This window comes from Citrobacter sp. Cm046 (assembly GCF_030333065.1).
Classification (GTDB): Bacteria; Pseudomonadota; Gammaproteobacteria; order Enterobacterales; family Enterobacteriaceae; genus Citrobacter; species Citrobacter murliniae.
On the sequence record NZ_JAOWGP010000046.1, the window covers coordinates 539,093 to 553,836 of the forward strand.

Here is a 14,744-nt window from a genome sequence, read left to right on the forward strand (position 1 = left end):
ATTTGTAAAGACTGACAATAAAATTTTACTTTTTCCTGAAACTTTACTCTGGAACTTCGCGCTATAAAACGACTCTGACGTATACAGCAATTTTGCGTTATCTGTTAATCGAGAACGAAACACATGAAAAAAACCACATTAGCAATGAGTGCACTGGCTCTGAGTTTAGGTTTGGCGTTGTCCCCCCTGTCTGCAACGGCGGCTGAGACAGCGTCTTCAGCAGTGACGGCCCAGCAGATGCCAAGCCTGGCCCCGATGCTCGAAAAAGTGATGCCATCGGTGGTGAGTATTAACGTCGAGGGGAGCACGACGGTGAATACGCCGCGTATGCCGCGTAATTTCCAGCAGTTCTTCGGTGATAATTCCCCGTTCTGCCAGGATGGTTCTCCGTTCCAGAGCTCACCATTCTGCCAGGGCGGTGCGCCGGGCGCAGGTAATGGTGGCGGGCAGCAGCAGAAATTTATGGCGCTGGGTTCCGGCGTTATTATTGATGCCGCTAAAGGTTATGTCGTTACCAACAACCACGTGGTCGATAACGCCACGGTGATTAAAGTACAACTGAGCGATGGGCGTAAATTTGACGCGAAGATCGTCGGCAAAGATCCGCGCTCTGACATTGCGTTAATCCAGATTCAGGATCCGAAGAACCTGACAGCGATCAAGCTGGCAGATTCTGATGCGCTGCGCGTGGGTGATTACACTGTCGCCATTGGTAACCCGTTTGGCCTCGGTGAAACGGTAACTTCGGGTATCGTTTCTGCGCTGGGGCGTAGCGGTCTGAATGCGGAAAACTACGAGAACTTTATCCAGACGGACGCCGCGATTAACCGGGGTAACTCCGGTGGCGCACTGGTCAACCTGAACGGTGAGCTGATTGGGATTAACACCGCGATCCTCGCGCCTGACGGCGGTAATATCGGTATCGGTTTTGCTATCCCAAGCAACATGGTGAAAAACTTGACCTCGCAGATGGTTGAGTTTGGCCAGGTTAAACGTGGTGAGTTGGGTATTCTGGGCACTGAACTGAACTCTGAGCTGGCCAAAGCCATGAAGGTTGACGCACAGCGTGGCGCATTCGTCAGTCAGGTCATGCCGAATTCATCCGCAGCGAAAGCCGGTATCAAAGCCGGGGATGTGATTACCTCGCTGAACGGTAAGCCTATCAGCAGTTTTGCCGCGCTGCGTGCGCAGGTCGGCACGATGCCTGTAGGTAGCAAAATCAGCCTTGGTCTGTTGCGCGACGGTAAACCGGTCACTGTGAACCTGGAACTGCAGCAGAGTAGCCAGACTCAGGTAGATTCCAGCTCCATCTTCAAAGGTATTGAAGGTGCGGATATGAGCAACAAAGGCCAGGACAAAGGGGTCGTGGTAAGCGATGTGAAACCGAATACTCCGGCGGCTCAGATTGGCCTGAAGAAAGGGGATGTGATTATCGGTGCCAATCAGCAACCGGTGAAAAATATCGCGGAACTGCGCAAAATCCTCGATAGCAAACCGTCTGTTCTGGCGTTGAATATTCAGCGTGGTGACACCTCAATCTATCTGTTGATGCAGTAATCCTCTCAAACCCCTTCCTGTTACCAGGGAGGGGTTTTTTTTTGTGATACTTACCACAACTCCATACTTCTCTTCTTCGCTTTGTGCATTTGCACAATGTTGCTGCGTATGATCTTCCTTATGCTTGAGCTCTGCTCACAGGAGGGTTTATGGCTGGCTGGCATCTTGATACCAAAATGGCGCAGGATATCGTGGCACGCACGATGCGCATCATTGATACCAATATCAACGTAATGGATGCCCGTGGGCGGATTATCGGCAGCGGCGATCGCGAGCGTATTGGTGAATTGCACGAAGGCGCACTGTTGGTGCTTTCGCAGGGGCGCGTGGTGGATATCGATGATGCCGTCGCCAGGCATCTGCACGGTGTGCGCCAGGGGATAAACCTGCCACTACGGCTCGAAGGTGAAATTGTTGGCGTTATTGGTTTAACCGGCGAACCGGAACATCTGCGCAAGTATGGTGAACTGGTTTGTATGACCGCGGAAATGATGCTGGAACAGTCGCGTCTGATGCATCTGCTCGCGCAGGACAGTCGTCTGCGTGAAGAGTTGGTGATGAACCTGATTCAGGCCGAAGAAAATACTCCGGCGCTGATGGAGTGGGCACAACGTTTAGGCATTGATTTGAACCAGCCGCGCGTGGTGGCGGTGGTGGAAGTTGACAGTGGGCAGCTTGGCGTTGACAGTGCCATGGCAGAACTGCAGCAGCTACAAAATGCCCTGACTACGCCTGAGCGTAATAACCTGATTGCGATTGTTTCTCTTACCGAGATGGTGGTGCTGAAGCCTGCGCTTAATCAGTTTGGTCGCTGGGATGCGGAAGATCACCGTAAGCGCGTCGAGCAGTTAATTGCCCGGATGAAAGAGAATGGGCAGTTGCGCTTTCGCGTTTCTCTGGGTAACTACTTTACCGGACCAGGCAGTATTGCCCGTTCATATCGAACGGCACGTACGACCATGATGGTCGGAAAGCAACGTATGCCGGAAAGTCGCAGCTATTTCTACCAGGATTTGATGCTGCCGGTGCTGCTGGACAGCCTGCGCGGCGGCTGGCAGGCTAATGAGCTGGCGCGCCCACTGGTAAGGCTGAAAGCGATGGATAACAACGGCTTGCTGCGGCGGACATTAGCGGCGTGGTTTCGTCATAACGTGCAGCCGCTGGCGACATCTAAGGCATTGTTTATCCATCGTAATACGCTGGAATATCGCCTGAATCGTATCTCTGAGCTGACCGGGTTGGATTTGGGAAATTTTGATGACAGGTTGTTGCTGTATGTGGCGTTACAACTGGATGAGCAGCATTGATTGGTTGCCTGATGGCGCTACGCTTATCAGGCCTACGAGGATATACCTGTAGGCCGGATAAGGCGTAAGACGCCGCCATCCGGCAATAAACTGCTTACTTACGCGTTAGTTTTTCCAGATCGGCTTCAATCTCGCTGATCTTGTTGGTGACGACGCTTTCCAGATGACGTAAATCATCAAGGATCTTGCGTTTAAGATCGACTTCACTACGATCGCGCAGACAGATCTGATCCAGTTCGTCGATCACGTAGCGCAGGTTCGGGCTTATCTCCTGCACTTCTTTGTAACCCTGGCCAACGCCATCGGCGACCACGGTTTTACGCTGACGGGGATATTTAAACTTTACGCTCTTGGCAAAAAACTCGCCTTTATCCTTCTGGAAATAGATTTTCAGGATATCGTTATTGGCTTCTTGCCGCAGGCTGTAACGATCGATCTCTTCAGGATTGGTAATGCCCAGACTTTTCAGATTGTCATACATAGCGGTACCCTTAAGCTCACTATAACCATTGAATAATTAACGAAAAGCCTTGTTTATGCCACTCGCAGATGTAAAAAAAGCGGGCCAAGCCCGCTTTTTCAAAATACCGTTAGTCGATGGTGCGTAACAGCTCGTTAATACCGACTTTTCCTCGCGTCTTAGCATCAACTTTCTTCACGATCACCGCACAGTAAAGGCTGTACTTGCCATCTTTCGACGGCAGGTTGCCTGATACCACAACGGAGCCGGCCGGGACACGTCCATAATGTACTTCACCCGTTTCGCGGTCATAAATACGCGTACTCTGGCCGATGTAAACGCCCATAGAGATAACGGAACCTTCTTCGACAATTACGCCTTCTACGACTTCAGAGCGTGCGCCAATGAAGCAGTTATCTTCGATGATGGTTGGGTTAGCCTGTAATGGCTCCAGTACACCACCGATGCCAACACCGCCAGACAAGTGGACGTTTTTACCAATCTGGGCACACGAACCTACGGTAGCCCAGGTATCAACCATGGTACCTTCGTCAACGTATGCGCCGATATTGACGTATGACGGCATCAGAACCGTATTACGGGCGATAAATGCACCCTGACGCACAGCCGCAGGCGGCACTACGCGAAAGCCTTCCTTCTGGAAGCGCGCTTCGTCATAGTTGGCGAATTTCATTGGTACTTTATCGAAGTAGCGGCTTTCCGCACCATCGATAACCTGGTTATCGTTAATACGAAAAGAGAGCAGTACCGCTTTTTTCAGCCACTGATGAGTGACCCACTGACCCTCAATCTTTTCTGCGACGCGCAGTGCACCGGAATCCAGCAGAGAAATAACCTGATTAACCGCTTCACGGGTTACGGTATCCACATTTGCCGGAGTGATGTCGGCACGGCGCTCGAAAGCGGACTCAATAACGTTCTGTAACTGCTGCATTGTTAAACTCTTTCCATATAAATAAAAAACATTACCCTTTATCGTTTGGATTGAGGGCCTCTGTCAACCGTTGATGCACTTCCTGTTGCAGCTCATTATTAAGGGCACGCCGGTCGGCTGTTGCGATTATGAATAAATCTTCTACTCGCTCGCCAATGGTTGTAATTCGGGCGCCATGCAGCGAAATTCCCAGATCGGCAAAAATCTGTCCGACCCGCGCCAGCAGTCCAGGCTGGTCGAGCGCGATAAGCTCCAGGAATGATTTACGGTCAGTATGCGTCGGCAGAAAAGTGACCTCGGTGTCGACGGTAAAGTGACGTAATTTTGCCGGTTGACGACGTGGCTGCGGCGGCTGCCAGCTACGCTGAGTGATCGCTTGCTCCAGCCCAAAACGGATCGCTTCGTGTCTGTCTGATGACAGCGGGCTACCATCCGGTTCCAGCACGATAAACGTATCCATCGCCATTCCATCACGTGTAGTGAAAATCTGCGCATCGTGGACGCTAAGATTACGACGATCCAGTTCTGCACAGACCGCAGCAAACAGGTAAGGACGGTCCGGGCTCCAGATGAAAATTTCTGTCCCGCCTCGTGTTGCCTGTGGGCTGAGTAAAATCAAGGGATCGTTCAGATCATGCTGTAGCAGATGGCGTGCGTGCCAGGCCAACTGGTTTGGACTGTGGCGCACGAAATAGTTGGCGCGACAGCGCGACCAGATATGGTGTAGCGCTTCCTCATCAATATTATCCATACGCAGCAGCGCCAGTGCCTGAAGTTGGTGGTGGCGTACGCGCTCGCGCATATCCGGCGTGTTTTGCATTCCACGACGTAGCTGTTTTTCTGTGGCGAAGTACAGTTCTCGCAACAGACTTTGCTTCCAGCTGTTCCATAGGGTTTCGTTAGTGGCGCAAATATCCGCTACCGTCAGGCAGACCAGGAAGCGCAGACGATGTTCTGTTTGTACCTCTTCTGCGAATTGCTTAATCACCTCAGGATCCTGAATATCACGACGCTGAGCGGTAACTGACATCAGCAGATGCTGGCGTACAAGCCAGGCGACCAGTTGTGTTTCGCGGGAATTTAGTCCGTGCAATTCGGCGAATTTTAGAACGTCCTGGGCACCAAGAATTGAGTGGTCGCCGCCGCGTCCTTTGGCGATATCGTGGAACAGCGCGGCAATCAGAATCAGCTCCGGCTGGCGCAGGCGCGGCCAGAGATCCACACACAACGGGTGGCGCTGACGAGTCTCTTCCTTGGCAAAACTTTCCAGCTTTAGCATCACTCGGATGGTGTGTTCATCCACCGTGTAGGCATGAAACAGGTCAAACTGCATTTGGCCGACGATGTGCGACCATTGCGGCATATAGGCCCACAAAACACTGTGGCGGTGCATTGGCAGCAGACCGCGACTCACTGCGCCTGGATGTCGCAACATGCTGAGAAACAGCGAGCGGGCCTCCGGGATGTAGCACAGCGGTTGCGTTAAATGGCGGCGGGCATGGCGCAGATGACGCAACGTCGTGGAATAAATTCCAGTGATCGCGCTGTTACGCACCATAGTGTAAAACATTCGCAGAATCGCCTCTGGTTCACGGATGAACAGATCATCGTTGCGCAGGTCAATCAGTGTACCGCGAAGTTGAAAGTCATCATCAATCGGGCGTGGTTTTTCATCCGCAGGCAAGGCGAGGATAGCCTCGTCAAACAGCTGTAGCAGCATGTTGTTTAGTTCACTCACCCGACGCGTGACGCGAAAATAGTCTTTCATCATCCGTTCGACCGGCTCGTTGCCATCGCCGCTGTAGTTAAGCCGTTGGGCTACGCTCAACTGACGGTCGAACAGCAGACGGTTATCATAACGACTGACCACCAGATGCAGTGCGAAGCGAATGCGCCAAAGGATGTGCAGACATTCGTTGAGTTCGGCGCGCTCCGCCAGCGTCAGAAAACCGAACCCGACCATTTCATCAAGCGAGGTTGCGCCAAAATGGCGTCGGGCAACCCATTGCAGGGTGTGGATATCGCGCAGGCCGCCCGGGCTGCTTTTGATATCCGGCTCCAGATTGTAGCTGGTACCGTGATAGCGCTGGTGGCGCTGATTTTGCTCTTCCACCTTGGCGGCGTAAAATTTATCAGACGGCCAGAAACCTTCGCTAAAAATATGTTTCTGTAGCTCAAGAAACAGCGCTACGTCGCCGATCAGCAGTCGCGTTTCAATCAGGTTGGTGGCGACGGTTAAATCTGACAACCCCTCCAGCAGACACTCTTCCAGCGTGCGCACGCTGTGCCCAACCTCCAGCCTGACGTCCCACAGTAACGTTAACAGCTCGCCGACTTTCTCAGCTTGGGCGTCAGGCAGCTTTTTACGACTCAGGATCAGCAGGTCAATATCGGAAAGCGGATGCAGTTCACCGCGTCCATAGCCACCGACGGCAACCAGCGCCAGATCGGCGATCTGGCCGAAGCCAGCTTCAATCCACAGGCGTTGCAGCAACTGGTCAATAAATTCGGTGCGGGCTTCAATCAACTGTTCGGCAGAAATACCGCTGTCAAACGCTTCGCCTAACCAGTGCTGGAAAGTATCGATATGCGTTTTAATCCCGGTACAGTTGAGATCATGCTGTGGCCAGGTTCCAGGATTTTGCGGTTGGCCAGGCAGGGTGGGGAGGGCAGTATTTGCGTGCTGTTCAGGAAGAGTATTCATTGTGCGCCACCCATTAAAAAGCCGGATGACGGCGCTAACGCCTTATCCGGCCTACGAAGTAGAGCAATTTGTAGGCCTGATAAGATGCGGGGACATCGCCATCAGGCAAAAAATTATTCGTCGTGTTTGATGATCGCCGGGATGGTGTCATCCTTGCGTAACGTCAGAATTTCACAGCCGTTTTCGGTAACTACAATAGTATGCTCGTACTGTGCAGACAAGCTACGGTCTTTGGTTTTCACCGTCCAGCCGTCTTTCATGGTACGAATGCGATAATCCCCCGCATTCAGCATCGGTTCCACGGTAAAGGTCATGCCCGGCTGAAGTACTACACCGCCATCGTCAGCATCGTAGTGCAGAACCTGAGGTTCTTCATGGAAGCCGCGGCCAATACCGTGACCACAGTATTCGCGAACCACAGAGAAGCCTTCTCCTTCCGCGTATTTCTGAATCGCAGCGCCCAGCGTGCGCAGACGAATGCCTGGTTTTACCATCCGCAGCGCCAGATACAGGCTTTCCTGCGTAACGCGGCACAGACGCTCGCCGAGAATTGTCGGTTTGCCGACAATAAACATTTTTGAGGTGTCGCCATGGAACTCGTCTTTAATGACAGTCACGTCGATATTGACGATATCGCCATCTTTCAGATGTTTGGCATCATCCGGGATCCCGTGGCATACCACTTCGTTAATAGAGATGCACACAGACTTCGGATAACCGTGATAACCCAGGCAGGCGGATATAGCCTGCTGCTCATTCACTATGTAGTCATTACAGATGCGATCCAGTTCGCCGGTGCTGACACCCGGTTTGATAAACGGTTCGATCATTTCCAGCACTTCAGCGGCCAGACGACCAGCGACGCGCATTTTTTCGATTTCTTCAGGGGTCTTGATTGAGATAGCCATGAATTCTGTCCATCAGTGTCGATGATTTCGACAATAATTGTGTAAGTGCTGCCAATGGTAACAGTCCGGCGTACTTGCTGCCAAATTGAGAATCATTAACAGCACAGACCGCCAACAATTATTGGTGTCTGCGGCGTATTTGTGGTATAAAGCGCGCCGGACTTCCGTTCCATTCTCAGATACACAAGATGGACTGAAGCGACAAATCTCACTTTGTGTAACAACACACACGTATCGGCACATATTCCGGGGTGCCCTTTGGGGTCGGTAATATGGGATGCGTGGAGGCTTAACCCCAACTTTTATATATAGAGGTTTTAATCATGGCAACTGTTTCCATGCGCGACATGCTCAAGGCTGGTGTTCACTTCGGTCACCAGACCCGTTACTGGAACCCGAAAATGAAGCCGTTCATCTTCGGTGCGCGTAACAAAGTTCACATCATCAACCTTGAGAAAACTGTACCGATGTTCAACGAAGCTCTGGCTGAACTGAACAAGATCTCTGCTCGTAAAGGTAAAATCCTTTTCGTTGGTACTAAACGCGCTGCAAGCGAAGCGGTGAAAGAAGCTGCTAACAGCTGCGACCAGTTCTTCGTGAACCATCGCTGGCTGGGCGGTATGCTGACTAACTGGAAAACTGTTCGTCAGTCCATCAAACGTCTGAAAGATCTGGAAACTCAGTCTCAGGACGGTACTTTCGAAAAGCTGACCAAGAAAGAAGCGCTGATGCGCACCCGTGAGCTTGAGAAACTGGAAAACAGCCTGGGCGGTATCAAAGACATGGGCGGTCTGCCGGACGCTCTGTTCGTAATCGATGCTGACCACGAGCACATTGCTATCAAAGAAGCAAACAACCTGGGTATCCCGGTATTTGCTATCGTTGATACCAACTCTGATCCGGACGGTGTTGACTTCGTTATCCCGGGTAACGACGACGCAATCCGTGCTGTGACCCTGTACCTGGGCGCTGTAGCTACAACCGTTCGTGAAGGCCGTTCTCAGGATCTGGCTTCCCAGGCGGAAGAAAGCTTCGTAGAAGCTGAATAATAAGGCACGCTCGTTAGAGCCCTTATAGACCAGGTAGTATCACGTTTGGTTAGGGGGCCTGTATTAGGCCCCCTTTTTCACTTTTAAATCTGTGCGGTTTAATGCCGGGCAGATCAAATCTTCCGAGGATTTTAGAATGGCTGAAATTACCGCATCCCTGGTAAAAGAGCTGCGTGAGCGTACTGGCGCAGGCATGATGGATTGCAAAAAAGCACTGACTGAAGCTAATGGCGACATCGAGCTGGCAATCGAAAACATGCGTAAATCTGGAGCGATCAAAGCTGCGAAAAAAGCAGGCAACGTTGCTGCTGACGGCGTGATCAAAACCAAAATCGAAGGCAACTTCGGTGTGATTCTGGAAGTTAACTGCCAGACTGACTTCGTTGCTAAAGACGGTGGTTTCCAGGCGTTCGCAGACAAAGTTCTGGACGCGGCTGTAGCAGGTAAAGTGACTGATGTTGAAGTCCTGAAAGCACAGTTCGAAGAAGAGCGTGTTGCGCTGGTTGCTAAAATCGGTGAAAACATCAACATCCGTCGCGTTGCAATCCTGGAAGGCGACGTTCTGGGCAACTACCAACACGGTGCGCGCATCGGTGTTCTGGTTGCGGCTAAAGGCGCTGATGAAGAGCTGGTTAAACACCTGGCGATGCACGTTGCTGCAAGCAAACCAGAATTCGTTAAACCAGAAGACGTGTCTGCTGAAGTGGTAGAGAAAGAATACCAGGTACAGCTGGACATCGCGATGCAGTCTGGTAAGCCGAAAGAAATCGCAGAGAAAATGGTTGAAGGCCGTATGAAGAAATTCACCGGTGAAGTTTCTCTGACTGGTCAGCCTTTCGTAATGGACCCGAGCAAAAACGTTGGCCAGTTGCTGAAAGAGCACAACGCTGACGTGACTGGCTTCATCCGCTTTGAAGTGGGCGAAGGCATCGAGAAAGTTGAAGCTGACTTCGCAGCAGAAGTTGCTGCAATGTCTAAACAGTCTTAATTGTACTGTCCGGAGCCGCCTCAGGGCGGCTCCTTTTTGTACCCGTCATGTGAAAATCAGCCAGTTCCAGTAGGCAACAAACGGCAGGAAACACATGATGTCACCCGATTTAAATCATCCCATTCGTGACACTCGCAGGAAAGAAAATGGCTACCAACGCAAAACCCGTCTACAAACGCATTCTGCTTAAACTGAGCGGCGAAGCATTGCAGGGGACTGAAGGTTTCGGTATTGACGCAAGCATCCTTGACCGTATGGCGCAAGAGATTAAAGAACTTGTTGAACTGGGCATTCAGGTTGGCGTAGTGATTGGCGGTGGTAACCTGTTCCGCGGTGCAGGTTTGGCAAAAGCGGGTATGAACCGCGTTGTGGGCGACCACATGGGCATGCTGGCAACAGTTATGAACGGCCTGGCAATGCGTGACGCACTGCATCGCGCCTATGTGAACGCTCGCCTGATGTCTGCTATTCCGCTGAACGGCGTGTGCGACAACTACAGCTGGGCAGAGGCTATCAGCCTGCTGCGTAACAACCGCGTTGTTATTTTATCCGCGGGTACCGGTAACCCGTTCTTCACTACTGACTCTGCAGCTTGTCTGCGCGGTATTGAAATCGAAGCGGATGTGGTTCTGAAAGCCACTAAAGTTGATGGCGTATTTACCGCCGATCCGGCTCAGGATCCAACCGCTACCATGTACGAACAACTGACCTACAGTGAAGTACTGGATAAAGAACTGAAAGTGATGGATCTGGCTGCGTTCACGCTGGCTCGTGACCACAAATTACCGATTCGTGTCTTCAACATGAACAAACCAGGTGCCTTGCGCCGTGTTGTTATGGGTGAAAAAGAAGGCACTTTAATCACGGAATAATTTCCGTCGAGGCCAAATACGGGTAAGATTCCGCTTTAATCAAGCGGGTCACTTACCCGGTGGCATATTTTAAACAAGACTATACTTAGCGCATCAGTGCTTCCGTCTGGTCTGTCTGAGACAAGTTTTCAAGGATTCGTAACGTGATTAGCGATATCAGAAAAGATGCTGAAGTGCGCATGGATAAATGCGTAGAAGCGTTCAAAAACCAAATCAGCAAAATTCGCACGGGTCGTGCTTCTCCCAGCCTGCTGGACGGTATTGTCGTAGAATATTACGGCACACCAACTCCGCTGCGTCAGCTGGCAAGCGTAACGGTTGAAGATTCCCGTACTCTTAAAATCAACGTGTTTGACCGTTCAATGGGGCCGGCTGTTGAGAAGGCGATTATGGCTTCCGACCTCGGTCTGAACCCAAGTTCTGCGGGTACCGATATCCGCGTTCCGCTGCCTCCGCTGACCGAAGAGCGTCGTAAAGATCTGACGAAAGTTGTGCGTGGTGAAGCTGAACAGGCTCGTGTTGCTGTACGTAACGTACGCCGTGATGCCAACGATAAAGTAAAAGCTCTGTTGAAAGATAAAGAGATCAGCGAAGATGACGATCGCCGTTCTCAGGACGACGTACAGAAACTGACTGACGCAGCAATCAAGAAAGTTGATGCGGCGCTGGCAGAGAAAGAAGCGGAACTGATGCAGTTCTGATTCGTCTGTACGTTTAAAACGCCGCTTGGGGGATCTGTGAGGATCAACTGGCGGCGTTTTGCTTTTTATCCTGTCTCAATTCTTCTGGATGTCTGATGAAGCAATTAACCGTTCTGGGCTCAACCGGCTCTATTGGTTGCAGTACGCTGGATGTAGTACGCCATAACCCGGAAAAGTTTCGAGTTGCTGCGTTGGTTGCGGGTAAAAATGTCACCCGCATGGTAGAGCAATGCCTGGAGTTTTCTCCCCGCTATGCGGTGATGGACGATGAAAAAAGCGCAGTGCTGGTGAAAGCCGCACTTCAGGAGCAAGGAAGTCGCACTGAGGTGATGAGTGGGCAACAGGCAGCCTGTGATATGGCTGCGCTGGATGACGTCGATCAGGTGATGGCGGCGATTGTCGGCGCAGCGGGGCTATTACCGACGCTGGCGGCAATCCGTGCAGGCAAAAGTATTCTGTTGGCAAATAAAGAGTCTTTAGTGACCTGCGGACGTCTGTTTATGGACGACGTGAAACGCAACAAAGCGCAGCTTTTGCCGGTAGATAGCGAACATAATGCGATTTTTCAGAGTTTACCTCAACCTATCCAACACAATCTGGGATACGCTGACCTTGAGCAAAATGGCGTAATGTCCGTTCTGCTTACCGGGTCTGGTGGCCCTTTCCGTGAAACGCCATTGCAGGATCTGGTCTCAATGACGCCCGATCAAGCATGCCGTCATCCGAACTGGTCGATGGGAAGAAAAATCTCAGTCGATTCCGCCACCATGATGAATAAAGGTCTGGAATACATTGAAGCGCGTTGGTTATTTAATGCCAGTGCAAGCCAGATGGAAGTGCTGATTCATCCGCAGTCGGTGATTCACTCGATGGTGCGTTATCAGGATGGTAGTGTGCTGGCCCAGTTGGGTGAGCCTGATATGCGTACACCGATTGCTCATACGATGGCATGGCCGGAACGTGTGACGTCTGGCGCTAAGCCTGTCGACTTTTGCAAACTCAGTGCGTTGACTTTTTCCGCACCTGATTACCAGCGTTATCCGTGCCTGAAATTGGCAATGGACGCGTTTGAGCAAGGGCAGGCCGCGACAACCGCGCTGAACGCCGCGAATGAAATTACCGTTGCCGCATTCCTGGCGCAGCAGATTCGATTTACTGATATCGCCGATCTAAATTTATCCGTACTGGATAAGATGGATTTGCAGGAACCGCAGAGCGTTGATGACGTGCTGAGGGTCGATGCCATCGCCAGGGAAGTCGCCACAAAACAAGTGACGCGACTCTCAAGCTGATGATAATCCCGCTACGGGGGATCGTGCTATTTGTTAGCGTTGGGCTTCAGTGATATAGTCTGCGCCACCCGATTGTGGGTATTTGCTTTTTTTCGGTCGGGTAAGCCGTGGTTTGACACGGCTTTTTTGTGGATACACAAAATCATTCAGGTTGCATCAAGGCGGCAAGTGAATGAGTTCCCAGGAGCATACAATCAGTATGTGGCTGGGGCGAATGAGCGCAGCTAACAAAGAGGCAGCCTGAAGGATGAAGAGCAAAAGGCTTCAGTATTCCTGAGTACCTTAAAATCCTTTCAGGGACTAAAAACGCGTTATGTTGTCTGCAACTCAACCATTAAGCGAAAATTTGCCAGCACATGGCTGCCGCCATGTAGCCATTATTATGGATGGCAATGGCCGCTGGGCGAAAAAGCAAGGGAAGATTCGCGCCTTTGGGCATAAGGCCGGAGCAAAATCCGTCCGCCGGGCTGTCTCTTTTGCTGCCAATAACGGTATTGATGCGTTAACGCTGTATGCCTTTAGCAGTGAGAACTGGAACCGACCTGCGCAGGAAGTGAGCGCGTTAATGGAATTGTTCGTGTGGGCGCTTGATAGCGAAGTGAAAAACCTGCACCGCCATAACGTTCGTCTGCGTATTATCGGGGATATCAGTCGATTTAACTCACGTTTGCAAGAACGGATCCGCAAATCGGAAGCGCTTACCGCCCAAAATACCGGGTTAACGCTGAATATTGCTGCGAATTACGGTGGACGGTGGGATATTGTCCAGGGAGTCAGACAACTGGCACAACAGGTGCAGGAAGGTCTGCTGCGTCCTGAGCAAATTGATGAAGAGAAGCTTGGTCAACAAATTTGCATGCATGAGCTGGCTCCGGTGGATTTAGTAATAAGGACTGGGGGAGAGCACCGCATTAGTAATTTTCTGCTGTGGCAAATTGCCTATGCCGAGCTTTACTTTACGGATGTTCTCTGGCCCGATTTCGATGAACAAGACTTTGAAGGTGCGCTGCATGCCTTTGCTAATCGAGAGCGTCGTTTCGGCGGCACCGAACCCGGTGATGAAAAAGCCTGATGGGGGTCGCTTTTGCTGAAGTATCGCCTGATTTCTGCTTTTGTTTTAATACCCGTGGTCATCGCGGCGCTGTTTTTGTTGCCGCCGGTGGGGTTCGCCATTGTTACGCTGGTCGTTTGTATGCTGGCAGCCTGGGAATGGGGACAGTTAAGCGGTTTTGCCACTCGCACGCAGCGAGTCTGGCTGGCGGTTCTGTGTGGGCTACTGCTGGCACTGATGCTGTTTTTGCTGCCTGAATATCATCACAATATTCACCAGCCGCTGGTTGAATTGTCGCTTTGGGCGTCGTTAGGCTGGTGGGCTGTAGCGCTATTACTGGTGTTATTTTACCCCGGTTCAGCGGCAGTCTGGCGTAATTCAAAGATATTACGCATAATTTTCGGCATCTTAACCATTGTCCCTTTCTTTTGGGGAATGCTGGCGCTACGAGCCTGGCATTATGATGAGAATCATTATAGTGGCGCGGTATGGCTGCTCTATGTCATGATCCTCGTCTGGGGAGCGGATTCTGGTGCGTATATGTTTGGAAAGCTGTTTGGCAAGCATAAACTGGCGCCGAAGGTCTCTCCTGGTAAAACCTGGCAAGGTTTTATTGGCGGACTCGCCACTGCTGCTGTGATCTCATGGGGTTATGGTATGTGGGCGAATCTTGATGTTGCGCCTGTCACCTTGCTCATTTGCTCTATCGTTGCAGCCCTGGCCTCCGTGTTGGGTGACTTGACCGAGAGTATGTTTAAGCGTGAAGCAGGTATTAAGGACAGTGGTCACTTAATCCCAGGGCACGGTGGTATTCTGGATCGCATTGATAGCCTGACGGCTGCAGTACCGGTCTTTGCTTGCCTGTTGTTACTGGTATTCAGGACACTCTAACGGATGGTC

13 protein-coding genes are annotated in these 14,744 nt (G+C 51.4%); 9 read left to right on the top strand and 4 right to left on the bottom strand.

Annotated features, from left to right (window positions below; genetic code table 11):
- Positions 1 to 123 precede the first annotated feature (123 nt).
- Together degP and cdaR are read left to right on the top strand one after the other, a co-directional pair.
- Positions 124 to 1,557: a serine endoprotease DegP gene (gene degP, locus OGX98_RS23765; protein ID WP_045439965.1), complete on the top strand. Its 1,434-nt coding sequence runs from the start codon at positions 124 to 126 to the stop codon at positions 1,555 to 1,557.
- 149 nt (positions 1,558 to 1,706) lie between these two features.
- Complete coding sequence (gene cdaR / locus OGX98_RS23770; protein ID WP_003018564.1) at positions 1,707 to 2,864, top strand: DNA-binding transcriptional regulator CdaR; 1,158 nt, start codon at positions 1,707 to 1,709, stop codon at positions 2,862 to 2,864.
- Between the two features lie 94 nt (positions 2,865 to 2,958).
- Here the strand turns inward: cdaR and OGX98_RS23775 are convergent, their stop codons facing one another.
- The 4 genes from OGX98_RS23775 to map form a co-directional block, all read right to left on the bottom strand.
- Positions 2,959 to 3,345, bottom strand: a complete 387-nt coding sequence (locus OGX98_RS23775; RefSeq protein ID WP_045439967.1) for a DUF3461 family protein — start codon at positions 3,343 to 3,345, stop codon at positions 2,959 to 2,961.
- Between the two features lie 109 nt (positions 3,346 to 3,454).
- Positions 3,455 to 4,279, bottom strand: coding sequence for a 2,3,4,5-tetrahydropyridine-2,6-dicarboxylate N-succinyltransferase (gene dapD, locus OGX98_RS23780; protein WP_198906405.1), 825 nt, complete (start codon positions 4,277 to 4,279; stop codon positions 3,455 to 3,457).
- A 31-nt stretch (positions 4,280 to 4,310) separates the two neighbouring features.
- The gene (gene glnD / locus OGX98_RS23785; RefSeq protein WP_045439970.1) at positions 4,311 to 6,983 is read right to left on the bottom strand and encodes a bifunctional uridylyltransferase/uridylyl-removing protein GlnD; all 2,673 of its coding nucleotides are present in this window, start codon (positions 6,981 to 6,983) and stop codon (positions 4,311 to 4,313) included.
- A 113-nt stretch (positions 6,984 to 7,096) separates the two neighbouring features.
- Positions 7,097 to 7,891 (bottom strand): type I methionyl aminopeptidase, encoded by a 795-nt coding sequence (gene map, locus OGX98_RS23790; protein ID WP_045439973.1) that lies wholly within the window; start codon positions 7,889 to 7,891, stop codon positions 7,097 to 7,099.
- A 323-nt stretch (positions 7,892 to 8,214) separates the two neighbouring features.
- On the opposite strand from map, the gene rpsB reads away from it, so the two are divergent.
- The 7 genes from rpsB to cdsA all read left to right on the top strand — a co-directional run bounded on the left by rpsB (position 8,215) and on the right by cdsA (position 14,735).
- Positions 8,215 to 8,940: a 30S ribosomal protein S2 gene (rpsB, locus tag OGX98_RS23795; protein WP_003018553.1), complete on the top strand. Its 726-nt coding sequence runs from the start codon at positions 8,215 to 8,217 to the stop codon at positions 8,938 to 8,940.
- Between the two features lie 136 nt (positions 8,941 to 9,076).
- Positions 9,077 to 9,928, top strand: a complete 852-nt coding sequence (gene tsf, locus OGX98_RS23800) for a translation elongation factor Ts (protein WP_045439976.1) — start codon at positions 9,077 to 9,079, stop codon at positions 9,926 to 9,928.
- A 146-nt stretch (positions 9,929 to 10,074) separates the two neighbouring features.
- Entirely contained in the window at positions 10,075 to 10,800 is a 726-nt protein-coding gene (gene pyrH / locus OGX98_RS23805; protein WP_045439978.1) for a UMP kinase, read from the top strand.
- A 143-nt stretch (positions 10,801 to 10,943) separates the two neighbouring features.
- On the top strand, positions 10,944 to 11,501 hold the full coding sequence (gene frr, locus OGX98_RS23810; protein WP_045439981.1) for a ribosome recycling factor: 558 nt from the start codon (positions 10,944 to 10,946) through the stop codon (positions 11,499 to 11,501).
- 95 nt (positions 11,502 to 11,596) lie between these two features.
- The gene (gene ispC, locus OGX98_RS23815) at positions 11,597 to 12,793 is read left to right on the top strand and encodes a 1-deoxy-D-xylulose-5-phosphate reductoisomerase (protein WP_286596004.1); all 1,197 of its coding nucleotides are present in this window, start codon (positions 11,597 to 11,599) and stop codon (positions 12,791 to 12,793) included.
- A gap of 313 nt (positions 12,794 to 13,106) precedes the next feature.
- Positions 13,107 to 13,865, top strand: coding sequence for a (2E,6E)-farnesyl-diphosphate-specific ditrans,polycis-undecaprenyl-diphosphate synthase (gene ispU, locus OGX98_RS23820; RefSeq protein ID WP_045439986.1), 759 nt, complete (start codon positions 13,107 to 13,109; stop codon positions 13,863 to 13,865).
- A 12-nt stretch (positions 13,866 to 13,877) separates the two neighbouring features.
- Complete coding sequence (gene cdsA, locus OGX98_RS23825; protein WP_286596005.1) at positions 13,878 to 14,735, top strand: phosphatidate cytidylyltransferase; 858 nt, start codon at positions 13,878 to 13,880, stop codon at positions 14,733 to 14,735.
- The last annotated feature ends 9 nt before the right edge of the window (positions 14,736 to 14,744 follow it).